Genomic DNA, 25,054 nt, shown 5'->3' on the forward strand with positions numbered 1-25,054 from the left:
CTATTCTTAGAGCAATCATGCTACAGAACAGAGGTTTTCTCAAGTCACAAAGTGTGTTCAGGTCAACTAAATTAGAGTGCTAATTTTTCGTTTTCTTGAATCTCTGCAACAGTTAATGCAGTCATATTCACTAAACGGCGAGTTGTCGCAGTTGGCGTTAAAATATGAACAGGTTTTGCAGCACCCAAAAGGATTGGGCCAATCGTCACGTTACTACCTGAAGTTGATTTCAACAAGTTGAACGAAATGTTCGCTGCATCCAGATTCGGCATAATCAGCAAGTTCGCAGAACCTTTAAAACGTGAGTTCGGGTATGCGAAATGACGAATATTTTCATCCAATGCAGCATCACCATGCATTTCACCTTCAACTTCAAGTTCAGGTGCAATTTCTGACAAAATATCATAAACCTTACGCATTTTTTGTGCGCTAGGATCATTTTGGTCAGAACCAAAACTTGAGTGAGAAAGCAATGCTACACGCGGCGTAATACCAAAACGGCGTACTTCTTCAGCCGCTAAAATAGTCATTTCAGCCAACTGTTCAGCTGTTGGATTACGGTTAATGTAAGTATCAGCAATAAACAAGTTACGATCTTCAAGCATCAATGCATTCAGCGTGAAGAAGTTATTGCGGCCTTCTTTTAACCCAATCACATTGCTGACGAAGTCTAAGTGAATGTCATAGCTAGAATAAGTACCACATAGCATACCGTCAGCCACACCATGACGAACCAGCATTGCAGCGATCAGGGTAGAGCGACGACGTGCTTCACGCTGTGCGTATTCAGGTGTTACGCCTTTACGCTGCATGATGCTGTAGTAATCATCTGCAAACTTATCGTAATCAGGATTTTTCTCTTGATCAACGATAGTGATGTTCACGCCATCTTCAAGACGTAGACCTAATTTTTTGATGTTTGCTTCAATGACTGCTGGACGACCGACAAGAATTGGTTTTGCCAAACCTTCATCAACAGCAATTTGTACTGCGCGAAGTACACGTAAATCTTCACCTTCAGCATAGGCAATGCGTTTTGGATCAGTTTTTGCTTGCGCAAAAATTGGTTTCATCATGAATGCAGAGTTATAAACAAACTCAGACAAACGTTGACGATACGCAGAGAAGTCTTGAATTGGACGAGTTGCAACACCTGAATCCATCGCTGCTTGTGCAATTGCAGGTGCAATCTCAAGAATCAAACGTTGATCTAATGGGCGTGGAATGAGGTAATCACGACCAAATGAAGCAGATTTTTCACCATACGATGCAGCGTCTGCTTCAACATGCGCCATGCGAGCAATCGCATGTACACAAGCAATCTTCATCTCTTCATTAATTGTGGTTGCGCCCACATCTAGTGCACCACGGAAGATATAAGGGAAGCAAAGCGCATTGTTCACTTGGTTTGGATAGTCTGAACGACCAGTTGCCATAATCACGTCTGGACGTGCTTCATGTGCATGTTCAGGAAGAATTTCAGGGTCAGGGTTAGCAAGGGCAAAGATGATCGGATCTTTCGCCATGACTTTAACCATTTCTTTGGTTAAAATACCTGCTGCAGAAAGACCAAGGAACATGTCCGCACCTTCCATTACATCAGCAAGCTGAGAGCCTTCGATGTCTTGAACGTATGCCTTTTTCGACTCATCCAAGCCTTCACGTTTAGTCGTCAATAAACCGCGTGAATCTGCCACAACGATGTTTTCTTTTTTTACGCCAAGTGCGCAAAGTAAGTTCAAACATGAAAGGGCAGCAGCACCTGCGCCAGAAGCGACAATTTTGATTTCTTCAATTTTTTTGCCATTGAGTTGAAGTGCATTCAGTAATGCAGAACCCACAATGATCGATGTACCGTGTTGGTCATCATGGAACACAGGAATATTCATGCGTTCACGAAGTTTTTGCTCGATGTAGAAACACTCTGGGGCCTTGATGTCTTCAAGGTTGATACCACCAAAAGTTGGTTCTAATGCTGCAACGATATCTACGATTTTGTCTGGATCGTTTTCAGCAATTTCAATGTCAAAAACATCAACACCAGCGAATTTTTTGAATAGAACGCCTTTACCTTCCATAACAGGTTTTGACGCTAAAGGACCAATGTTACCTAAGCCCAGTACGGCTGTACCGTTACTGACTACAGCAACAAGATTACCGCGCGCTGTGTAAAGTGCAGCAGTAGATGGGTCGCGTTCAATTTCTAAACAAGGTGCAGCGACACCTGGCGAGTATGCGAGGGCTAAATCGTGTTGGTTGACCAATTGTTTGCTTGGTGTAACGCTGATTTTCCCCGGAGTTGGAAATTCGTGATAATACAAAGCCTGCTGTTTTAAAGATTGATCGTCCATCTGTATCTCGATTGTGTTTTGTTTATCCAATATAAAGCTGCAATGCTTGCTTTATCCGCTTGAATATAACATTAGTTGCACAGTTGGGACAGTCGAAGTCGCGTCTTTTTCAGACAATCTTATAGCTCAGGCATAGTGACTTATATTAAGTAAGTATAAGCAGGCGAAGAGATATTATTTTCAAGGAACACGGTTGCCTCTTCTTGTGGCAGTGGCTTAGAGAAAAAATAGCCTTGAGCAATGTCACATTCTAAGTCTTGTAGATACTGTAACTGCTGTTCAGTTTCAATCCCTTCAGCGACTACCGTCATGCCCATCGCTTTACCCATGGCAATCATGGCACTAACGATGGCCAATTGTTTATTTTCACCAATTTTAGAGATAAAACTGCGGTCTATTTTTAATATATCAATTGGAAAATCAGCTAGATAGGATAGAGAAGAATAGCCCGTACCAAAGTCATCAAGTGAAATATTGATCTTACGTTTTTTTATTTCATTTAATAGTTCACGTACTGAATCTAGATTTTCGACCAAAGAAGATTCTGTAATTTCCAGTTCCAGACTGGCACCATCAATCTGATTGGCATCTATCGCTTCATCGAGATCATTTAATAATTGTCCACGGCGCAGTTGCTGTGCAACAATATTGACGGATACACAAATATTTTGATAACCCAAATTATTCCAAAAGCGAATTTGCTGCGCGGTTTTTTGCAGGACAAAACGCCCGATATCGGAAATTAAACTGGTTTGTTCTGCTAAAGGAATAAATAAGCCCGGTGGTATTAAGCCTTTTTCAGGATGATTCCAGCGCACCAAGGCTTCAAAACCGTAAATATTTTTATCACGGAAATTGATCTTCGGTTGGTAATACACCACCAGCTCATTATTTTGAATGGCTTTACGTAAGTCTCGTTCCAAGAAGATCCCTTGCTCTAATAATGCGGTATTTTCATTGGAATAATAACGTGTAGTATTGCCTCCCAAATTTTTGGCTTCACTCAGCGCTTGTTCTGCACAGTTATTTAGATAATCTAGCTGACGGCCATGCTCAGGGTAGAACGCTACACCCATAGATAAGGTGATGACATGATCTTGGCCAAAAATATTAAATGGAATGCTAAAGGCTTTATTGATGCGTTCACAATGCTCTTGCACAGAAGGGCGGATGTGTGAAATTTCATACACAATCGCAAAATCATCGCCATTTAAGTGTGCGACAAACAGAGCTTCGGCATTGGTTAGACGTAAACGCTGTGCGACTTGGCGTAACAGCTCGTCACCACCATTGTTGCTGAGATATTCATTTAATGGACGGAAACGGTCGATGTTTAAACGAATGACAGCCAACTGTTTAATCGAATCTTGCTGTGAAACTAAATATTGATGCAGTTGATAGTTGTAATAAAAACGGTTCGGTAAATCCGTTAAGGTGTCATAGTTTTCTAAATAAGATAATCGTTGTTCTTGCAATTTACGTTCGGTTAAATCTGAGACAATTCCAATGTAATGGGTGACGCGATTTTGATCATCGGTAATCGCATTAATATGCATCCACAGCGTCAGTTCTTTACCTGAAAGAAATTTTTCGTGCAATTCACCATCATACTCACCAATTTTCAGCACTTGTTTAATGATCGAGTAGTGCATACTGCGTTGAATTGATTTGTAATTTGCAGTGATATCAAAAAGATGTTTACCAATAATTTGGTCGTAGTTAAAGCCGGTTAATTGTTCGTAAAATGGATTGACTTCGATATAGCACAGCTCTTCATTTAAAATGAAAATCCCTTCAGCAGCTTGTTCGAGTACACTGGCTGCAAGTTTTAAACGTTCTTGAGACGTCCGTTCCTGATGAATGTCACGACGAATACCGACCATGCGCAAGGGCTTACGGTTATCTGGATCGCGTTGAATGACCCGCCCAATATCATGTACCCAACTCCATTTTCCTTGACTGTTTTGAATTCGATAGGTGGCCTCATAACGATCTTTAAATCCACGTAGATGTTGAATCATTGCCGACTTAAAATGAGGAATATCATCAGGATGGATCACATGCTGTAATTGTTGTTGATGCTCTTTCGAATGTCTAAGGGTTTTTTCTTGCTTATAGTTGGTGACAACGATTTTACGATCTTTGATATTCCAATCCCAAGGACGTAAACCGGCGATTTCATGCGCAAGGACTAAATTGGCTTGTTGGTTTTCTAAATCCTTGTTCATTTGCTCAATGTCGAAGGTCCGCTCTTTAACTTTCTGTTCAAGGATTTGGTTACCCAGTTGTAGCTGTAATTCGATGTCTCGTGATTTGTTGACTTCATCTTGGAGCTGCTGACACAGTTCATCAGTCCATTTGACTTGTTGCTTGGCACTATCGACCAGTAGGTTATTTTTAGCATGTAAGGTCGATACACGACGGTGAATCCGATACGACGTCATGGCGCACATTAGAATCACAATGAGCCCAAAATTAATACTCAGGCTAAATAAGTGATTTGAACCATCTAAGAAAAAGAACTGTGCAATCAGATACGGCACAATAGACGGGATGAAGGCCAAACAAAAATAATTGAGTTTTTGCGTTAAATAGGTCAAACCAAAGGTTTGTGTCACGATCAAGAGTAGGGCGGAGAGCGTTAAGGCCTGAATCGGTTCAAAGCTTTGATTGGTCGCAGGTAAATAGTAAAAAATTAAAAAGATACCGCTCGCAATCAACGTACCAACTGAAAAACACTGAAACTGTAGCCAACGATGCGCAATCATCAGTGAATATTGTTCGGGTTTAAAATAAACGGTGCTCATCAGCCAGCATAAACTGACAAAAACTTCTGTAAAAATAAACCAAATATTGAAATACAAAGATGGCGATTTATAAAAAATTTGATATATCGAAAAAATATATAAGCAAATAATCAGGATACTGACTAAAAAATAGCGGCTATGGCGAATCGTGTTCGCAATTTGAGCAGTATGATTGTACTGCTTGATATATTCATCTTGTTTATACGTCATGAATATAAAAACCCTGCCTTAACTAAATCTAGATCGTTGTATTTGTATTGTTCCTGAGAGTATTTGTTTATTCTTGGTAACAAATCATTTGTTTTTATTGACTCTAGGGTAATTGCGTTACAAATAAAAAGCAATATCAAGGATGCCATCATTGATGCTTTCAGATGAACTATCGAGTAAAAATTAAATAAATTTATAATTTAAAATTGAAAGTGCAACTACAGGTGCAGTTTCTGTGCGAAGGACACGTTCACCGATACACCAGTTCACGAAACCTTTCTCATTTGCTGCGCTGATCTCGGCTTCGCTCAAGCCACCTTCAGGGCCAATCAGTAAGGCAAATTGTGGGTCAGCATCAGCTAATACATCAATTTCATCTTTATTGGGTGCGAGTACCAATTTTGTTGTCGGTAGGTCACTTTCCAACCATTTTTCAAGGGAAAGAGGCGGAAGTACTTTAGGAACAATGTTGAGTCCACACTGTTCGCAAGCAGCAATAGCAATGCCTTGCCAATGGTCAAGTTTCTTTTGATCACGATCGTACTTCAAACGCATCTCACAACGTTCTGAAGTGAGTAGTTGAATTTCAGAAACACCGAGTTCCACCGCTTTTTGAATCGCATAATCCATGCGGTCGCCTTTGCTCATCACTTGACCCAATAGTGCCGTAAAATGTGGTGTGCGATTGCTTGGATTGAATTGCAAAACTTGGACGGCAGCCGACTTTTTAGCGATTTCAACCAATTCAATATGGTATTCGCCACCTTGCCCATTGAACAAAGTGGCTGTTTCGCCCACTTGAGCACGTAAAACTTTTACCCAGTGATGAAACACTGTTTCCGTTAATTCAACAGTCGTACCAACAGTTAAATCAGCTTCAATATAAAAACGTGGCATTAAAGTTTTACTCTCAAAAAGGTCGAAATGTCTTATGCAAGACCGAGGTCTTTCACAAGTTGACGTGTAGGGTCAGTGGTGTTCATGGTGTAGAAGTGCAGGCTTGGCGCACCACCAGCAATCAGGCGTTCGCAAAGTTTTACAATCACTTCATGACCAAAGGCTTTGATTGACGCTGTATCGTCGCCATAAGTCGCAAGCTGTTTGCGAATCCAACGTGGAATTTCTGCACCTGTACCATCAGCAAAGCGAATTAAATTACTTGCATTGGTAATAGGCATGATGCCTGGAGCGACAGGAATGTTCACGCCTTCTTTTTGAATGCGCTCTACAAAGTAGAAGTATGCATCTGGGTTAAAGAAGAACTGTGTCAAAGCTGCGTTTGCGCCTGCATTGGCTTTGTCGCAGAAACGTTTGATGTCGAGATCAAAGCTGTCTGCTTGCGGGTGCATTTCTGGGTATGCTGCAACTTCAATTTTGAAGTGATCGCCAGTGTGCTCACGGATGAAACGCACAAGATCTGTTGCATAAGGCAATTCGCCCAAGCCCACTTGACCAGACGGCAAGTCGCCGCGCAGCGCAACAATACGGTCAATGCCTTGCGATTTATACAAATCCAGCAATTCAGCAATACGTTCTTTGCTGTCACCAATACAAGACAGGTGAGGGGCAACCGGTGTGCCTTTACCGTTGAAATCATTCAATGTAGACAAAGTGCGTTCACGGGTAGAACCGCCTGCACCGTATGTTACAGAGAAAAATTCAGGATTTAATAATTGAAGTTCTTGGTGGACAACTTTAAGTTTTTCCGCGCCCGCATCAGTTTTAGTCGGGAAAAACTCAAAGGAAATAGGAATCTGTTTTGACATGTTCAAATCCTTTTTTATAAATACTTATTAATATTTTTGACCTCTCCTAAATCCTCTCCTGAAAGGAGAGGACTTACTCTCGTGAATATCCACATTTTAATGAATATTCCCTCTCTTGCACTGAGCTTCAAAGCAGTGCTTGAAGCTCGCTCAGGAGAGGGTTAGGGAGAGGTATTTATAAAACTTAGTATTTATAAGCCTCAGCTTTGAACGGGCCTTCAACTTGAACACCGAGGTAATCCGCTTGTTCTTGAGTCAAAGTCGTTAATACGCCACCGAAACCTGCAACCATTGCAGCAGCAACTTCTTCGTCTAATTTCTTAGGAATAAGTTCTACGCGGATCGCAGCTTGTTTTTGATCTTCAGGAAGATCAGCAAATTTTTCAGCGAATAGGTGCATTTGACCCAATACTTGGTTGGCAAAAGAACCATCCATAATACGTGAAGGGTGACCGGTTGCATTACCAAGGTTCACCAAACGGCCTTCTGAAAGAAGAATAAGGTAATCATTTTCATTTTCTGAACGATACACTTGGTGAACTTGTGGCTTAACTTCAACCCACTTGTAACCACGTAGGTAGTTTGTATCGATTTCAGTATCGAAGTGACCGATGTTACAAACCACAGCGCCCGCTTTTAATGAATCAAGCATTGCAGCGTCACATACGTGGTAGTTACCAGTTGTTGTTACGATCAAGTCAGTATTTTGAAGAAGATCAAGGTTGATGTCTTCTTTCTTACCCGTTTGAATGCCATTTTTATACGGAGCAACAACTTCGAAACCGTCCATGCATGCTTGCATTGCACAGATAGGGTCAACTTCAGTGACACGTACAATCATACCTTCTTGACGAAGTGATTGAGCAGAACCTTTACCTACGTCACCATAACCGATTACAAGTGCACGGCGGCCAGATAAAAGCATATCTGTACCACGTTTGATTGCATCGTTTAGTGAGTGACGGCAGCCGTATTTGTTGTCGTTTTTAGACTTAGTGACAGAGTCATTTACGTTAATCGCTGGAACTTTTAAAGTACCGTCGCGGTGCATTTCGTAAAGACGTTGAACACCTGTAGTGGTTTCTTCTGTAATACCGTGGATTTTAGCAATCACTTCAGGATATTTTTCGTGAACAAGCGCAGTTAAGTCACCGCCATCGTCCAGAATCATGTTGGCATCCCAAGGTGTACCGTTCACATTGATTTGCTGTTCAAGACACCACATGTATTCTTCTTCAGTTTCGCCTTTCCAAGCAAATACAGGAATACCCGCAGCAGCGATTGCAGCAGCAGCGTGGTCTTGAGTAGAGAAGATGTTGCAAGAAGTCCAGCGAACTTCTGCACCTAATTCAACTAGAGTTTCAATTAAAACTGCAGTTTGAATGGTCATGTGGATACAGCCAAGGATTTTCGCACCAGCAAGCGGTTTAGCCGCTGCATAGCGTTTGCGAAGACCCATTAGGGCTGGCATTTCTGCTTCTGCAAGTTTGATTTCTTTACGGCCGTAGTCAGCTAGTGAAATATCGGCAACTTTATAATCTGTAAATGAAGCATTAACCGCGTTCATCACGATCTCCTTAATAAAAACAATTGATCATTATGTTCGCGGATGCCGTTGTTGATTGGAACGAGTGTCCAACCGAATCGTCGAGCCTAGCGATCTTATATTTAGTGCCTATAAGAAAGTCGCAGCATCCCTCGACTAGGGCAGTATTGTACTTGGAAATAGAGTGAGTTCCAATCAAAAATTGGTTAATATGTAGATGAATAATCTGATAATAAAAAGATAATAACGTACATATCATGAATATATTAAAATTTAATATTTTCCTAGTTTTACTCGTATCTTCACAAGCTGTCTCAGCAAGGCGAGGCGACTTTTCACCACAAGATATTTTTTTTCTGCCTTTAATTTTGATTGGGGTTTTATCCTTATTTAAATTTTCAGGCTTTATTGAAAATTATACGAAAGGCTTAAATTTAACCCTTAGAGTAGTCATAAAAGCAGTGAGTTTTATTATTTTGATTGGCATCATTGCCCTTATAATTATCGGGATAGGGCTAATTTCTGAGTATATTCCTGAAAAATGGTCGATGATATTCTAGTGCAATTTTAAATATAAAAAATTGGAAGCTAATAATGAAAAAATTAACTGCATTCATATGCTTGTGTTTTTCAGCACTAACATATGCCAACGATTCAACAGGCTATGTGGCAACAGGCGGTGTGCAATACCTGAAAAATAAAGATATTCAAATGTTCAGTGAAGACCTGTTTATTAGTAAAAAAATCATCAAGGTCGATTACCAGTTCAAAAATTTAAGCAATAAAGATGTGACTGAAACGGTCTTATTTCCGCTGCCAAAAGTTGAAAACTTCTTTGAATCTGATTTTGCCAATACAGAAAAGCTGCTCAAAAGTTTTAAAGTTCAGGTGAATGGAAAAACGATTCAGCCAGAAATGCATGTGCGCACTTTTATTCAAAAAGATGAAAAAACAGCCCGATTGATATGACGGAGAGTTTTAAGCAATGCGGGTTTACGGAAAAAGACATGCTGAATCCGTGGAGCAGGCAAGATGATGAATATGAAACATTCGAGACAAAGCTCAGAAACTGTAAAAATGCAGCGCTGCAAAAAGTATTGCCCAATGATTCGAGTGAAGAAATTTCATGGTCATCTCAGGTGATTTACAGCTGGAAGCAAACCTTTAAAGCCAATGCGCTCACACGTGTACAGCATCAATATGCACCGCTGGTGGGCGGGTCTGTGGCTTTATATCCTGATGAATATAATCAAAGTTATTGTATGGATCAAAAGTTTAAGGCAGGACTCAGAAAGGCCAAATCACAGCATGCACCATTTCAAGCACTGGGCTATATCTTAAAAACTGGCGCCAATTGGGCAAAGCCTATTCAAGATTTTAAACTGACTATCGAGCGTGATGCAGGAGAGCTGGTTTCTTTTTGCTGGGCAGGTAAAGTGAAGAAAATCAGCGCTACGCAGTTTCAAATGGTTGAAAAGAATTTTGTACCGAAACAAGATTTGGACATTATTTTTGTGAGTAAACGTCCGTCATAAGACACAATCCAGCAAGAGATATAACCAAAGTAATGAGCCTAGAAAAATTTAAATCATATGCTGCATATTTCTTGGGAATGTGTGCCTGTTTATATGGTTGTTATACTTTTTTCTATGAAAATGACAAATGGCATTTGTTGCTGTTTTCAATAATGTTGTACGGCTTGCTGTATGCAGTATTTAGATTTATCAGCAAAAAATCATGGAGCTGGTTGTGTCATGGCCTCAGTTTTATTGTTTTGTATAGTACTGTTTTAGCCATATTTTTTAGTTCAAGTTTTTTACAAATTAAAGAATTTCAACTGACTCATCCCAACTGGATTTTGGCAGATCAGGTTCAGATTAATCAAGTTGAAATTGATGATTATAGGCAAAGGCGTTCACTGCAATATGCGTATACGCGAGTGCAATACCAATACATGCTGAATGAGCAAATAAGTACAGGTGTTGCAGATAAACTTGACCCGCAATATATGCTTTGGTTTCTTGAAACGTCGCAGGATTTAAAAGTCAGAGCAGCACTCAAAACTGAGCATGCAATACATCAGCAGCAGTATTCAGTGTATGTAAATACTCAAAATCCGAATCAATCACGATTTTTTCTTAACCAAGACTATTTTGAACTTCGTAATTCAGGGTTTGCATGGCTGATTTACGGCCTTCAAATGCTGTCCTTGGTTTTAGTTCTTATCGTTGTCATTTTGCTGTGGGATGCCTTTTCTGATTCGAAAGAATCTAAGACCGCTAAAAAAAGTAAGACTAAGCCTAAGGCAAAGGTGTAAAAAGCTAAACCTGATATGGAGTAAACATCTTCGTCCTAAAAAACTTCTGCACTAGGGATAAATTTTTTTTGATGCGGCATAACTATGTTTATAAAAATTGCCGTACAAATCGCGCTGATTTGTTTATTATCACTGCAAATTTAAGTTGTGAGTTCTTATTATGTCTTTGGAAATGCCTGAAGAATTAGCCAATCTTGAAGCCAATGGCGGCATTTTTGCAGTATGGATGCTGTTGCAGCATTTAGGCATTGATGCGGATGTTCAACAGTTGGTCGAAGTCTGCGGCTATGAGGCAGAGCATGGCACAACCACCATTGGTTTAGCTGTAGGACTGAGAAAGTTTGGCTTTCAAGTAAAGTTTTACACAGAGCATGATCCTGAGTTGCAAGACAGTGAAAAACGCAGCTATGCGGAAGCTGACCAATTGGAACTGCCTATATTGCCTGCAATTGGCTATGCACAAATTCAGCAGGCTTTTGAACAAAATCAGTTTGTGATTGTGTATTACGATACTCTAGAGGGCGTGGGGAATCATTCTTTGGTGTATGACATTGACGAAACTGAAATTAGTTTCTTTGACAGTTTTGATGCCATGCCAGCAGAGGTATTTGAACAGCAGCGTGGAGCAGAAGGCATTTGCCGACAAGTGATTACTGTAGATGTAAATGACTATGTGGCGAGCTGAGTCATTTTGTTAAAAGCAAAAAGCCCATCATGAGATGGGCTTTATTTTTTAGAAAATAATTGGATTACTGCTCAGCCACATTGGCTTTTTCATTCCAAAAATCTGCTTTTTCTTCATCAGCGTCGATGCCTAATCCATTAGCATAAATAAAAGCCAAATCACGCATGGCTTGAACTTCACCTAATTTTGCAGATTGTTCAACCAGTTCAATGGATTTAGCGACATCTTTTTCCACCACATCGCCGCGACGGTAAAAATTGGCCAATTCTAAAATTGCAGCAGGATGGTCATGTTTTGACGCTTGTTCTAACCAGCGGTGCGCATGCTCAAAATAGGTTTTAGATTCTTCAGGATCTTCTTCGAGCATGTCTTTGGCATAGACTGCATAGCCTTCACCCAGCCAATACATTGCTTCTACATGACCTAACTGAGCTGCTTTGAGTGCCCATTCTTCAGCAAGTTCAACATGCTCATCATTTTCACTTTGCATATAAATTTCAGCCAGTTCAAATTGAGCATCTTTATTGCCTGCCATAGCGCGGTTATATAAAGCAGGAGAGATTGAAAGTTCAGACATGTGTAATCCAAAAGAGCAGAATAGGCATAGCCTAATCGGTTGGCATGAAAAAAGCCAATCCGAAGATTGGCTTTCAATGTTTAGAGAAGCTTGTCTAATGAATTAAAATTTCAATAACACTGCTGACAATACAAATACGACAACCAATGCACCAATAATTTTCCAAAAGTATTCAGCGATATAACTAATACATAGCCCGACAAATAAAGCCGCAATGGTCAGAGCGCCAAACCAATAACTGATGTTATTGCTCGGCGTGCCAAGTGAGAGGCAAAGTAGTAAGGCGATGATCAATAGCGCCCAGCCGACTAGCGTGGCTAATCGTGTTTGGCCCACACTTAACTCTTTGCTGTGAAACTGCTTTTGATGTTTAGACATGCTGCATGCCAAGGCAAAAAAACCTAAGCTACTCAGTGCCCAAATCAGAAGAAAGAACATCATGCTTCAACCTCCTTTGTGCCACGTACTTTTTTAACAGGCAGCCCTTGATGCTTTTTCACTTTGTAAAATGAATAGGCAAACAAGATAGCCAAAAGCCACATTGCAAGATCAAAGGATGCAATCATCCATTGGCCATTTGCCATGGTATTCCAAAGCGCTTGACCACCAGTCATGAAGTTTACAATCGGCAGTAAGGCAAAAATTGCTGTGGCAAAAGCTAAAAGTTCTAGCCACGCTTGACGATGCGTACGGAACATCGCATAAATAAGCGTTAGTAGCCAAACAATAAAGAAACTACGAATTTCTAATTCCGAGCGGTTTTCAAGCTGTGCGGGAATAAAACGGTTGGCATAGAAAAATGCTGCGCAGGTAATGGGTAAACCAATAATCGCTGCAATATTGGTCACTTCAACCGTACGATAACCAAATGATTTAAAACCTTGTTTCTGTTGTTGCGGCGCACGTTTTACACACCACAGAATGAGACCTGTAGCGACCATCAAGGTGCCTACAATCCCTGAAATAAACAGCAGCCAACGTAGAGCTAAGTCTACACCACGTGCTTCATGTAGCGTGGTCACTACATTGTAAATACCCATCGGTACAGAAGGGTGCTTTAACTTGGCACTTTCGTCAGTTAAGTCTTTGCCTGTTACGCCATCAAATTGTTTACTTGCATAGACATTTCGATATGCAACACTTTCACCATGTAAGGCGCGTAGCTCAATTTTAGCTTGGTCTGTATTCGGTGCAATGATGCTAACGGTACTAATAGGATTAGTTTTCCATTCAGCCTGAACCGCAGTCACGATTGGTGCTAAGTTGGTCAACGGCGCAGCAACAACAGGTTGCTCTTCATGTTTAGAGCGACGATCTCCTCGACCTTCACCACGGCCCTCAGCGCGATTTTCACCTGGGTTTTGTGCAGAATTGGCACGGGCTTGCTGTGGGTGTTCGCCACGTTCTTCGCGTCCTTGAGCAGATTCACGTCCTTCAGGTTTATTTTCTTGAACCAAAGCACGATTTTGTTCTTGTAAAAATTGTCCCCGGTTTTCATAAATACGTTCAATCCCCCAAGGCATGATCGTAAATAACAGCAGCAACAGGCCACTAAAGGTAATCATGATGTGGAAGGGGAGCGCAAATACTGCGGTTGCATTATGTGCATCGAGCCAAGAACGTTGTCCTTTGCCTGAACGGAAGGTAAAAAAATCTTTAAAGATTTTTTTATGAGTAATCACACCACTAATGATGGCAACTAACATCAACAGTGTCGCTATCCCGACAAACCATCGCGTCCACATACGTGGCATACCATACAGTTCGAAATGGAAACGATAGAGAAAATTACCACCACGCGTATCGCGCGGCTCAAGCACTTCACCTGTAGCACTATCAATGTAGATTTGTTTACCACCACGGCGTGCGCGAGGGTCTTCACCTTGTTCACGAACGGTAATTAATGTGGCATTTTGACGCGTATTCGGCAGCAAAATATTCCAAGCACCTGCATTCGGATGATTTTGCTGTAAATAATTCAGTGCGACTTCAGTTTGTTGGACTTGTGAACTGGCTGGAACAGATTGATGCAGCTCAGGTGTCATCCAAACATTGATTTCATTTTTAAAGAAGCTCAGGGTTCCGGTCAGGAAAATAGCGTACAGCAACCAACCTAAGATTAGGCTAGCCCATGTATGCAGCCAAGACATGGACTGGCGCGGTCCCTCTACTTTTGCATCAACACGCATTTTAGCTTCCCATCATCATGTAAATGGCATACAAACATACCGCAGGGATCACAATGCCTAAAGTTGCTTTGAGGGTTTTATTTACCATAAAGACCCAAATAAATGCACAGCTCCACAGGATAAATGAAATTAAAGTTGCACTCATGGCTGCACTTCCACGGTCTCCGCTAAACACATCTGCGATCACGATGGCCGATAGCATCGCGACAACATATCCGCCCACTAAAGCGAGGGCAAAGCGATAGAAAATCATCAAGCGATAGGTAAATAGAGAAGGAGTGTCTTTACGCGTTTTAGGCAGCGCAGATGTGAGGGGTGTCACAAGTGCCTCAGGTGGTGAGCTATTCATAAAATACTTAAGCGCTTGGAAATTGTATTAAAGTTAATCTAAATGATAACAATTATTATTAATAATTAGAATAATGTATTCACAAAATTATTGATTTTTCAGTATGCTGAGTAGAAATTGATTTAAAAAGAGGGGAATTAAAGGCAAAAAAAATAGCGACCGGAGTCGCTATTTTAGAATGCAAGAATGCTTAATTGTCTACATTATTGCTCTTGTTGAATGCCTGCAACTAACCAGTCTTGATCAGAACCCGCAGGTTTAACAAAATGCCATACTTCAGCAAATGGCTGTGGCAGGCTATTTAAGTCTTCACTTACCGTACCTGTAAAACGCACACTTACAACGTATTGACCATTTTCGTTAGCAGAATCGACCACCATAGCATTTAAGTTAGAAAACTCAGCAACGTCTTCATCTTTATTCGCCATAATGTCGTTATACATAGACTGGTAAAGATCAGGCGTTAAGTAACGCTGAATTTCAGAAATGTTGCTTGCTGTATTCATCGATTGAATGTGGTTAAAACGCTGACGTGCAACACGTAAAAATGTTGCTGGTTCTGTACCATCAGGCAATTGATTGCCGCTGTTGGTATAGGCAGCACCAAAAGGCGCGTTCGTTGCTGCAGCTGTACCAAATGGAGCATTTGAAGCTGCTGAATTACCGCCTACAGAATTACCAAAAATATTCGTATTGTCATTACCTGCACGAGGTGCGCCATTTTGCTGGCCAAACGGTGCATTGTTTGCACCGCTGTTTGGCGCATACGGATTGTTAGTGGCTAGTTTTTTTTTTGCGCCCATCTTACGGAAAATGAAGAAGGCAACAGCAGCGGCAAGTAAAATCCAGATCCAGCCTGGAATACCACCTTTCTCTTCCTGTTGTTGAACTTGCGCTTCAGAAGCTGCTTGACCGTTATTGTCATCGGCCATCGCATTTGCAGCGACAGCACCAATTGCAGCACCAGCCACACCAGCAGCAACCATTCCGCCCACATTCGAGCCAGATTTTGCTGGAGCGCCAGCAGTTGCAGGCTGTTGAACAGGAGCAGATTGACGAGGTTGCTGATAAGACTGAGTTGGAGCAGCTTGACGGCTCATACCATGGCTTTTACCACCACCGGCACGTTTCGCTTCTGCAATCGGCGCTACCAAAAGGGCTGCTGTTAAAAGAGCAGTCATCAAACCACGCTGTCGAACTTCCATCAAATTTTCCTATATCTATATAAATTTAAAATAGCCATCTAGTTATGCCGCCATTTGTACTGAATTTCAATAGAATATCGGTAAAAAATTGAAAATTCATTCAAAATAAACGATTCAACGTGACTAAGACTCATCGGTAAGTGTAATTGCCTGACTCAACGCCTCATGTAAACGTGCCACAGAAATAATCTCTACACCTGAAATGGGTTTTTGCGGTGCATTACCACGAGGTAAAATAATGGTTTTAAACCCATGCTTAATGGCTTCTTTGAGTCGCTCCTGTCCATTGGGTACAGGGCGGATTTCGCCTGAAAGGCCGACTTCACCAAATACTGCCAAATGCTGTGGCAGGGCTTTAGCTCTTAAGCTAGAGGCGCAGGCTAAAAGTACCGCAAGGTCAGAACCGGTTTCTGTGATTTTTAAACCACCCACGACATTGACATAGACATCTTGTCCTGCAGTTTGTACGCCACCATGACGGTGCATAACGGCTAAAAGCATGTTTAAACGGTTTTGTTCTAAACCTAAGGCCACGCGTCGAGGTTGTCCGTGCGCATCATCTACCAAAGCCTGAACTTCAACTAAAAGTGGACGTGTACCTTCACGGCTAATCATGACAATGGAACCCGGAATGGCTTCATCATAACGACTCAGGAAAATAGCGGATGGGTTTGATACCTCGCGCAGACCTTTATCGGTCATGCCAAATACACCAAGCTCGTTGACTGCACCAAAACGGTTTTTCACTGCACGAATCATACGGAAGCGCGAGTCAGACTGACCTTCAAAATACAAAACACAATCGACCATGTGCTCAAGCACGCGAGGGCCTGCCAAAGAACCTTCTTTCGTTACGTGACCGACAATAAACAGTGCAGTGCCACTATTTTTGGCAAAGCGAGTCAGGAGTGCAGCCGATTCACGAATTTGGGAAACACCGCCCGGCGCAGACTGGAGTGTCTCGGTGTATAGGGTTTGGATCGAATCTAAAATGGCAACGGCAGGGCGTTCATGTGCCAAAACTTCACAAATACGCTCGACACAGGTTTCGGCCATGACTTTGAGTTGATCGGTCGGCAAATCTAGGCGCTGGGCACGTAGAGCCACTTGAGACAAAGATTCCTCACCAGTGACGTATAAGGCAGAACTTTTACTCGCCGCCATATAGGTTGCGGTTTGTAGCAAAATAGTGGATTTACCAATGCCGGGGTCACCACCAATCAGCACTACTGAACCTGTGACCAGTCCACCGCCGAGCACACGGTCAAATTCACCAATACCTGTTGCCATTCGAGTTTCATGCGAAACTGAAACTTGATTTAAGGTGGTCACAGCGGCAGCTTGGCCTGCATAGCCACCGCCCATTTTAGGTTGTGCACGGTGTGTAACGGCGGGTGCAATATTGACTTCGACTAATGAATTCCATTCACCACATTCGGTACATTGACCGGCCCATTTGGGATGATCAGCACCACATTGTTCACATCGATAGACACTTTTTGCTTTCGCCATAATATTTACTGTGCACAAACTCAAATTGAGTCACAGCATAGCGGTGAATACATCGAAAAACCAAGTTTTTATCGCATGAAATGACTGATGAAGGTCAATTGATGTCGTTTTATTTTCAATAGCTGCACTTTTACATAGTAAGCACTTTATAATAGCGCATTATATTTTTTGAAATGGGTCACCACATGACTGAACTATTACGACATATCGATGCCATCGCACGTGAAAAAAATCGTGATGTGTTATTTGTGCATTTTGAAGAATATGATCATCAACATCCTGAAAAAAATACGGTGCGTAATGATGTTATGCACTGGTTTGACCTGCAAAATATCGACTATTTCCCTTGTATGGGGCTAGAAGGTGAGTCTTTAATCGATAGCTATACAGGTGATTTATACCTTGACGTGCCTTTTGATAAAAGCAGCCCTGCATATAAAACCCTCAGTGAATACCTTGAAGATGAACAAGGGAACATGAAAATTCAGGGGGTATTGTTCTTTTCTTTATCTTTGGAAATTGCCCTAGAAATCGAAGCTGATCTGATGGAAGCCAGTGCTGTAGATTCTGAATATGCTGAAAATGAGTTTGGTGACCAATTTGGTGAAGGCTTTATTGAAGATGCTGAATCATATCCAAAAGATGAAGCAGCCAATGAAAGCAAGACGAAAAACGACAAATTTGATGATGGTCAAATTGGCACAATTCAATAAGTAAATATCGATTTTCAGTCCGAATAAAAAAGCCACGTGAATTCACGTGGCTTTTTGTTGAGCAGGATGCAGGTATTAGTACAACTCACCTGATTTACGACGTTCAATAAAATCTTTCGATTCTTTCACAATGATGCCTGAGAGCAATAACAGTGCAATACAGTTTGGTGCAGCCATCAAACCGTTAAAGGTATCGGCAAATAGCCAAACGAGATCAAGTGTTACAACACAGCCGACAAATACTGATGCGATGTAAATTAAGCGATAAATCATTACTGATTTTTCACCTAACAGGTAAGTACAGCATTTTTCACCATAATAGCTCCAACCCAGAATGGTTGAATAAGCGAAGAAAATAATACCGAAAGTCACGACCCAACCACCGAAGCCAGGAAGTAGTTTGTCAAAAACACTAATCGTCAGTACGGCACCCGTTTGATCACCAAAGCTTTGTCCCGCCATGATGAAGCCCATCACCAGTACGATACCTGTAATTGAGCAAACAATGATAGTGTCTAAGAACGTACCTGTCATAGAGACAAGACCTTGACGTGCTGGATGGTCAGTTTTTGCAGCAGCAGCGGCAATAGGTGCTGAGCCCATACCTGCTTCATTAGAGAATACACCACGTGCCACACCATAACGAATCGCGGCACCAATCGCACCACCCGCAGCAGCTTCGCCCGTAAATGCATAGCTAAAGATCATTTTTAGTGCAGGAATCACCAATTCAAGGTTGGTGAAAATAATGATTAAGCCACCCAATACATAACCTACCGCCATAATTGGAACAATAAATGAAGAGGCTTTAGAAATGGATTTGATCCCGCCTAAAATAACGAGGGCAGAGAATATGGTGATGACGATTGCAGTGGTGAGTGTGCTGATCCCTAAGCTGTTTTCCACAGCAAGCGCGACAGTGTTGGACTGTACTGAGCTACCAATACCAAAGGATGCCAAAGTACCAAATAGGGCAAATACCACTGCCAACCATTTCCACTTAGGCCCAAGTCCACGTTCGATGTAATACATCGGACCACCGTTCATTTCGCCATTTTCATTTTTATGACGAAACTTTACAGCGAGTACACCTTCACCATATTTGGTTGCCATACCAAAGAGCGCGGTTATCCACATCCAAAACACTGCGCCCGGACCACCGAGCACACAAGCGGTGGCTACACCGGCAATATTACCTGTACCAATGGTGGCAGAAAGTGCGGTCATAAGTGAGGCGAAATGAGAAATATCGCCATCATGTTGATTGGCTTTAGGATGCTTGCCAAAGACTTGTTTGAATGCGAAAGGCAACATGCGAAATTGCCAGAAAAGTAGTCGGAAGGTGAGGAATATACCTGTTCCGACAATGAGGACCAACATGTACGGGCCCCAGACCCATCCACTGAGTGTTTCCATGATATTTTGAATGTCTTGCATAGTATCTTCTTCTTATCGGCCCTGAGTGAGTGAATGCTACATTTTTGATATCTGTAGCAATTGATATGCCATTGTTAGAAACTTCCATGATTTTTGGCATAAATTTTTATCGTTGGTAAAATATTTTTTGCATAAAATTTAAGTTATTACAAGTAAATTGTTGTTTTATTGGTCGCTTTAAAATGTGAGCTGGCGCTAAGATTTTTATATATAAGAAAAATAAATTAACTTTGTCACTTAATCCGAAAATATAGATGATGAAAAATAATTTTGTATTTTCTGAAATTTTTACGTTAATTTGTCGCAATTGGAACGCGAAGTTGAATTAAATAATGTCAAATGAAATTCATGGATCGCACGCTGATAGCGGCGATTTGAAACGAAGCTTGTCCAACCGACACCTGCAATTGATTGCGATTGGTGGTGCGATTGGTACAGGTTTATTTATGGGGTCAGGAAAGACCATCAGTTTAGCTGGTCCGTCCATCCTTATTATCTATATGATTATTGGTTTTATGGTTTTCCTCGTCATGCGTGCATTAGGCGAGTTATTACTATCAAATCTTGAATATAAATCTTTTATCGATTTTGCAACCGACTTAATCGGCCCGTGGGCAGGTTATTTTGTGGGTTGGACCTATTGGCTGTGCTGGATCACTATAGGGATTGCAGATTTATCGGCCATCATTTATTACCTGCAATTCTTTAATGGAGGTAACCCGTTCTCGCCCGAAGAAGGGGTGATGATCAGTGTTGCCGCCATTGTTTTTATCATGGGTTTAAACCTTGTTACGGTTAAACTTTTTGGTGAATTAGAGTTCTGGTTTGCACTGATTAAGATTATTGCAATCGTGGTGCTTATTGGTGTTGGTCTTTGGATGATCTTTACCGGGTTTACCTCATCGACAGGTGAAATCGCATCATTCACACATTTATGGTCACATGGTGGTTTATTCCCAACAGGTGTTACCGGCTTCTTGGCAGGTTTCCAGATTGCTATTTTTGCCTTTGTCGGCGTAGAACTCGTTGGTACTACGGCAGCAGAAACCAAAGATCCAGAACACAACTTGCCTAAAGCTGTGAACTCGATTCCGATTCGTATCATTATTTTCTATGTGCTTGCACTTGTGATTGTGATGTCCGTTACGCCATGGAATGCCATTGACCCAAGCATTTCACCATTCGTGAACTTGTTTAGCCAAGCCGGTATTGCTGCTGCTGCGATTATTATGAACTTGGTGGTGTTGTCATCAGTTATGTCATCGATGAATAGTGGTGTGTTCTCGACTTCACGTATGTTGTTTGGTTTATCTCGTGAAGAGCAAGGTCCAAAAGCGTTTGGCCGTCTAAACTCACGTGCAGTTCCTGCAAATGCGTTGTATTTCTCGGCAGTTTGTTTGTTGTTAGGTGCTGCATTACAGTATTTCGTACCGAACACTGTTGAAGCCTTTACATTAGCAACCACACTTTCTACGATTTTATTTATTTGCGTATGGCTCATGATTATCTGGAGCTATATCGTTTACTATAAAACTCGTCCTGAGCTGCATGCGAAATCAACCTTTAAATTACCAGGTGGCTTATATACTTGCTGGCTTGTGATTATCTTCTTCATCGGCATGATTTATGTCTTGTCGCTAGAAGCAGATACCATGAAAGCGCTCATGGTGAGCCCAATTTGGTTCATCATTTTGATTATTGGTTATTTTGGTTTTTATAAGAAAAAGCACCATTAATTTACATTTTTGATCTGATGTAAAAACATAAAAAGTTGCTCCTGAGGGGGCAGCTTTTTTATTTGGATATGGACTTATTTTAAGTTAAAACAGACTGTTTATTAGCGTTTCGATTTGTATTAAACAGCATTCAAATTGATAAGCTATTTCAGTGAAATCAATAGCCTGATCGAGCTAGAAATAAAGACAAATAAGGATTGAAAACAGCACCATCAAATTTTGCTTAAATTTAGTGCAGAATGGCAAAAAGCTCACTTGGATTTACAGGGCTTTTCTTTTATCCGCGGGTTGATCACGTTATACTCGGAAAAATCTTTTCATTAGGTACGTTTATGTATCGTTTTATGAATTATAAAATTATTGTATTAGCAAGTGCTGTGCTGCTGACCGCTTGTGGTCAGTCTGGTGCATTGCATTTACCTTCAGATGCAAATGCAGATAAGCGCGCAAAATATCTGATTTATCCAGATACGCCTGCACAGCAAAAGCAGGAAAAACAAGCGGATTCTGTTCCAACTGAATCGGAATCTTCAAATTCTAACCCTACACCTTAATGCTTTTATAGAAAGGATACTTTCATGAGTTTCACCCGTACGAATGGGGTATTGCATGCAGAGCAATGTTCTTTACAACAGCTTGCACAGCAATATGGCACACCGCTTTATGTTTATTCAAAAGCTACTTTTGAAAAGCATTATTCAGATATGGATCGTGCATTTAGCTTTATCGACCATCAAATTTGTTTTGCGGTAAAGTCAAACTCTAATCTTGCGGTGTTAAACGTACTTGCCAAGCAGGGCGCTGGTTTTGATATCGTGACGGGTGGTGAACTCGCACGTGTATTAAAAGCCGGTGGTGAAGCTTCTAAAATTGTATTCTCTGGTTTGGGTAAAACTGAAGCCGATATCCAAAAAGCGTTGGACGTGGGTATTGCATGTTTTAACGTGGAATCTCATGCAGAGCTAGATCGAATCCAAAAAGTTGCTGCGGCAATGGGTAAGAAAGCACCGATTTCATTGCGTGTAAATCCAGATGTGGATGCCAAAACGCATCCTTATATCTCTACGGGTTTAAAAGAAAATAAATTCGGTATTCCTTCAGACAGCGTTTTTGACACCTATGCGTATGCGGCGTCATTGCCAAATCTTGAGATTGTCGGGATTGATTGTCATATCGGTTCACAGTTGACTGAAACTCAGCCTTTTGTTGATGCGCTTGATCGTGTCATTGTGATGATCAATCAACTGAAAGAGATGGGTATTCAGCTAAAACACATTGATATTGGTGGTGGTTTAGGTGTGACTTACAAAGACGAAGTTCCGCCTACCGTTGAAGAATATGCTCAGGCAATGCGTCCGGCTTTAGAAAAATTAGGCCTTAAGGTGTATATGGAGCCGGGGCGTAGTATTTCTGCAAATGCAGGTGTGTTGTTAACTAAAGTTGATTTGCTCAAACCGACCAATCATCGTAATTTTGCCATTATTGATGCCGCAATGAACGACTTAATCCGTCCCGCTTTATATGAAGCATGGATGGATATTCAGGAAGTAACGCCTCGTACAGATACAGAAAAGAAAGACTGGGATGTGGTTGGCGCGATTTGCGAAACCGGTGATTTCCTTGGTAAGCAACGTCAGTTGGCGATTCAAGAAAATGACGTGCTTGCAGTATTGGGTGCGGGTGCTTATGGTTTTGTCATGAGTTCAAACTACAACAGCCGCGGACGTGCTGCTGAAGTAATGGTTGATGGTGATCAGTCTCATTTGATTCGTGAGCGTGAAACCATCGAATCATTGTGGGAACGTGAGCGTTTATTGCCTTAAGGAGAAATTCGAGATGTTATTAGAATTTACCAAAATGCATGGCCTTGGCAATGATTTTATGGTGGTCGATCTAATTAGCCAACGGGCTTATTTAGATACAGTGACGATTCAGCGTTTGGCCGACCGTCATTTTGGTATTGGTTTTGATCAGCTTTTGATTGTAGAACCACCTGATTTACCCAACGTCGATTTTAAATATCGTATTTTTAATGCGGATGGTTCTGAAGTTGAACAATGCGGTAATGGCGTACGTTGTTTTGCGCGCTTTGTGCATGAACGTAAGTTGACCAGCAAAACCAAAATCAAAGTACAAACCAAGTCAGGTATCGTAGAGCCTGAATTAGGTGCGAATGGTTGGGTGCGCGTTAATATGGGTTATCCACGCTTTTTGCCGCATGAAATTCCATTTATTGCGGAAGAGCCTGAAAACTTATACGACATTGCATTGGCGAATAATGAACAACTCACCATTGATGTGGTGAGTATGGGTAATCCGCATGCAGTGACGATCGTTCCTGATGTCATTACCGCAGACGTTGCTAAAATTGGTCCACAAGTCGAATCGCATGAGCGTTTTCCACAGCGTGTAAATGCTGGTTTTATGCAAATCGTAGATGAGAAACATGCACGTTTACGTGTATTTGAACGTGGTGTCGGTGAAACGATGGCCTGTGGTACAGGTGCTTGTGCAGCGGCAGTATCTGGTATGCGTCGTGGCTTATTAGCCAATTCGGTCGAAATAGAGTTGGCAGGTGGTAAGCTGCAAATTGAGTGGCAAGAAGGTGGTGTGGTCTGGATGACCGGACCAACCGCAACAGTTTACGAAGGACGCTTAGATTTAAGTTACTTCCAAGGTTAAACTCCAAGCCCTGATTCATTCAGGGCTTTTTTCATAAAATAAAAAGTGAATAAAAAATTATAATTCAATTGGATTGGAATCAACATGGAACAAATAAACGAAGAAATAAAAGAAGAAATCTTAGAACAACTTTTTCATAAAGCCTTACATGAACCCGCGTATCGACCCGAATTTTTAGCTCAGTTATTGGCAGCCAATGTGTATTGTGTGGGAACAACAGGGGGACGTGATTCACGTATTGCCGAAGATTTGATCTTGGATGAAGGTGACAGTGTTCAATTGAAATCATGGGAAGATGAAACATATGATTGCGTCATTCCATTTTTTACGTCCTTGGAAAAAATGCGGTTGGCAATATCTGAAGAGGAGTCGTATATCCGGCTACCAACCAAGGCATTATTTGAAATGACTTTAGGAGCAAGGCTTGTATTGAATCCACAATCACCTGATGCGACGAAGGACTTTGTACCAGAAGAAATTCAACATTTGCTGAACGGGCAGTATATTCAGCCCTCAGAAAACTATGAAGTTACGGAAGATACGGAAGTTTTAATTGGTCAGCCGGCGGAATATCCGCAGTTTATGATTGATCAATTAAGCATTTTTTTCGGCACAGAGCGTGTGGTAAAAGCTGCTTATTTAGCGCAAATGCTGAATCAAGCTCGAGATGATTCACCGACTTTGTTGATCGGATTAGATTTAGAAGCAGGATTATCTGAACAACAAATTCAAGAATTGCACAGTAAAATTGGTCGTATCACACAGGATAGTTTAAAAGAGCAATGCCCAGTGGATCTGATCCATGTCAATACGCACAGTGTGGATGGTGTAGAAGGGTATTTGCTTAATGAAACGCAAGCTTTTTACCAACGTGTTGATGGTAAGCCTAAGGGGTTCTTTGCTAGACTCTTTTCATAAAATAGATATGTAAAATCGCTTTAGTGAACGTACTGCAACGCTAAAGCACATGTT

General features: G+C 41.4%; 20 protein-coding genes and 2 pseudogenes. 10 read left to right on the plus strand and 12 right to left on the minus strand.

Going from position 1 to position 25,054, the window contains the following annotated elements; genetic code table 11:
* Window positions 1-71 precede the first annotated feature (71 nt).
* The 5 genes from FTU34_RS01705 to ahcY all read right to left on the minus strand — a co-directional run bounded on the left by FTU34_RS01705 (window position 72) and on the right by ahcY (window position 8,701).
* Window positions 72-2,351, minus strand: a complete 2,280-nt coding sequence (locus FTU34_RS01705; RefSeq protein WP_078192090.1) for an NADP-dependent malic enzyme — start codon at window positions 2,349-2,351, stop codon at window positions 72-74.
* 140 nt (window positions 2,352-2,491) lie between these two features.
* Entirely contained in the window at window positions 2,492-5,368 is a 2,877-nt protein-coding gene (locus FTU34_RS01710; protein WP_180034411.1) for an EAL domain-containing protein, read from the minus strand.
* Between the two features lie 183 nt (window positions 5,369-5,551).
* Window positions 5,552-6,265 (minus strand): 16S rRNA (uracil(1498)-N(3))-methyltransferase, encoded by a 714-nt coding sequence (locus tag FTU34_RS01715; protein ID WP_180034410.1) that lies wholly within the window; start codon window positions 6,263-6,265, stop codon window positions 5,552-5,554.
* Window positions 6,266-6,297: 32 nt separating this feature from the next.
* Window positions 6,298-7,134 carry a methylenetetrahydrofolate reductase [NAD(P)H] gene (gene metF / locus FTU34_RS01720; RefSeq protein ID WP_168378282.1) on the minus strand — a complete coding sequence of 279 codons (837 nt, stop codon included), beginning with the start codon at window positions 7,132-7,134 and terminating at the stop codon, window positions 6,298-6,300.
* Window positions 7,135-7,318: 184 nt separating this feature from the next.
* Complete coding sequence (gene ahcY / locus FTU34_RS01725) at window positions 7,319-8,701, minus strand: adenosylhomocysteinase (protein WP_078192086.1); 1,383 nt, start codon at window positions 8,699-8,701, stop codon at window positions 7,319-7,321.
* A 236-nt stretch (window positions 8,702-8,937) separates the two neighbouring features.
* On the opposite strand from ahcY, the gene FTU34_RS01730 reads away from it, so the two are divergent.
* The 4 genes and pseudogenes from FTU34_RS01730 (at window position 8,938) to FTU34_RS01745 (ending at window position 11,682) form a co-directional block, all read left to right on the plus strand.
* Complete coding sequence (locus FTU34_RS01730) at window positions 8,938-9,240, plus strand: hypothetical protein (RefSeq protein WP_111883908.1); 303 nt, start codon at window positions 8,938-8,940, stop codon at window positions 9,238-9,240.
* A 34-nt stretch (window positions 9,241-9,274) separates the two neighbouring features.
* A pseudogene (locus FTU34_RS01735) lies at window positions 9,275-10,215 on the plus strand (DUF4424 family protein).
* A 152-nt stretch (window positions 10,216-10,367) separates the two neighbouring features.
* Complete coding sequence (locus FTU34_RS01740) at window positions 10,368-10,997, plus strand: hypothetical protein (protein ID WP_180034409.1); 630 nt, start codon at window positions 10,368-10,370, stop codon at window positions 10,995-10,997.
* Window positions 10,998-11,157: 160 nt separating this feature from the next.
* On the plus strand, window positions 11,158-11,682 hold the full coding sequence (locus tag FTU34_RS01745) for a cysteine peptidase family C39 domain-containing protein (RefSeq protein ID WP_180034408.1): 525 nt from the start codon (window positions 11,158-11,160) through the stop codon (window positions 11,680-11,682).
* 64 nt (window positions 11,683-11,746) lie between these two features.
* Here FTU34_RS01745 and FTU34_RS01750 read toward each other — a convergent pair whose 3' ends face one another.
* The 6 genes from FTU34_RS01750 to radA form a co-directional block, all read right to left on the minus strand.
* Window positions 11,747-12,259, minus strand: coding sequence for a tetratricopeptide repeat protein (locus tag FTU34_RS01750; protein WP_180034407.1), 513 nt, complete (start codon window positions 12,257-12,259; stop codon window positions 11,747-11,749).
* A 102-nt stretch (window positions 12,260-12,361) separates the two neighbouring features.
* Window positions 12,362-12,700, minus strand: a complete 339-nt coding sequence (locus FTU34_RS01755) for a DUF3325 domain-containing protein (RefSeq protein WP_180034406.1) — start codon at window positions 12,698-12,700, stop codon at window positions 12,362-12,364.
* Window positions 12,697-14,448 carry a PepSY domain-containing protein gene (locus tag FTU34_RS01760; protein ID WP_180034405.1) on the minus strand — a complete coding sequence of 584 codons (1,752 nt, stop codon included), beginning with the start codon at window positions 14,446-14,448 and terminating at the stop codon, window positions 12,697-12,699. The genes FTU34_RS01755 and FTU34_RS01760 overlap by 4 nt, the downstream gene beginning before the upstream one ends.
* 1 nt (window position 14,449) lies before the next feature.
* Window positions 14,450-14,797 (minus strand): hypothetical protein, encoded by a 348-nt coding sequence (locus tag FTU34_RS01765; RefSeq protein ID WP_180034404.1) that lies wholly within the window; start codon window positions 14,795-14,797, stop codon window positions 14,450-14,452.
* 203 nt (window positions 14,798-15,000) lie between these two features.
* Entirely contained in the window at window positions 15,001-16,002 is a 1,002-nt protein-coding gene (locus FTU34_RS01770; RefSeq protein WP_180034403.1) for a Tim44 domain-containing protein, read from the minus strand.
* Between the two features lie 123 nt (window positions 16,003-16,125).
* Window positions 16,126-17,514 carry a DNA repair protein RadA gene (radA, locus tag FTU34_RS01775; protein WP_180003350.1) on the minus strand — a complete coding sequence of 463 codons (1,389 nt, stop codon included), beginning with the start codon at window positions 17,512-17,514 and terminating at the stop codon, window positions 16,126-16,128.
* A 185-nt stretch (window positions 17,515-17,699) separates the two neighbouring features.
* Here radA and FTU34_RS01780 point away from each other — a divergent pair.
* A pseudogene (locus FTU34_RS01780) lies at window positions 17,700-18,056 on the plus strand (hypothetical protein); the annotation flags it as partial.
* Between the two features lie 246 nt (window positions 18,057-18,302).
* Here the strand turns inward: FTU34_RS01780 and FTU34_RS01785 are convergent.
* Complete coding sequence (locus FTU34_RS01785; protein WP_180034402.1) at window positions 18,303-19,664, minus strand: sodium:alanine symporter family protein; 1,362 nt, start codon at window positions 19,662-19,664, stop codon at window positions 18,303-18,305.
* Between the two features lie 332 nt (window positions 19,665-19,996).
* On the opposite strand from FTU34_RS01785, the gene FTU34_RS01790 reads away from it, so the two are divergent.
* The 5 genes from FTU34_RS01790 to FTU34_RS01810 all read left to right on the plus strand — a co-directional run bounded on the left by FTU34_RS01790 (window position 19,997) and on the right by FTU34_RS01810 (window position 25,000).
* Window positions 19,997-21,400, plus strand: a complete 1,404-nt coding sequence (locus FTU34_RS01790) for an amino acid permease (protein ID WP_078192075.1) — start codon at window positions 19,997-19,999, stop codon at window positions 21,398-21,400.
* Between the two features lie 344 nt (window positions 21,401-21,744).
* Window positions 21,745-21,954 (plus strand): lipoprotein, encoded by a 210-nt coding sequence (locus FTU34_RS01795; RefSeq protein ID WP_373423566.1) that lies wholly within the window; start codon window positions 21,745-21,747, stop codon window positions 21,952-21,954.
* A 24-nt stretch (window positions 21,955-21,978) separates the two neighbouring features.
* Window positions 21,979-23,223, plus strand: coding sequence for a diaminopimelate decarboxylase (lysA, locus tag FTU34_RS01800; protein WP_180034401.1), 1,245 nt, complete (start codon window positions 21,979-21,981; stop codon window positions 23,221-23,223).
* A gap of 13 nt (window positions 23,224-23,236) precedes the next feature.
* Window positions 23,237-24,082 carry a diaminopimelate epimerase gene (gene dapF, locus FTU34_RS01805; RefSeq protein WP_111883917.1) on the plus strand — a complete coding sequence of 282 codons (846 nt, stop codon included), beginning with the start codon at window positions 23,237-23,239 and terminating at the stop codon, window positions 24,080-24,082.
* Window positions 24,083-24,166: 84 nt separating this feature from the next.
* The gene (locus tag FTU34_RS01810) at window positions 24,167-25,000 is read left to right on the plus strand and encodes an enhanced serine sensitivity protein SseB C-terminal domain-containing protein (RefSeq protein WP_180034400.1); all 834 of its coding nucleotides are present in this window, start codon (window positions 24,167-24,169) and stop codon (window positions 24,998-25,000) included.
* Window positions 25,001-25,054: the final 54 nt, after the last annotated feature.

The organism is Acinetobacter sp. YH12094 (assembly GCF_013419295.1).
In the GTDB taxonomy this organism is placed as follows: domain Bacteria; phylum Pseudomonadota; class Gammaproteobacteria; order Pseudomonadales; family Moraxellaceae; genus Acinetobacter; species Acinetobacter amyesii.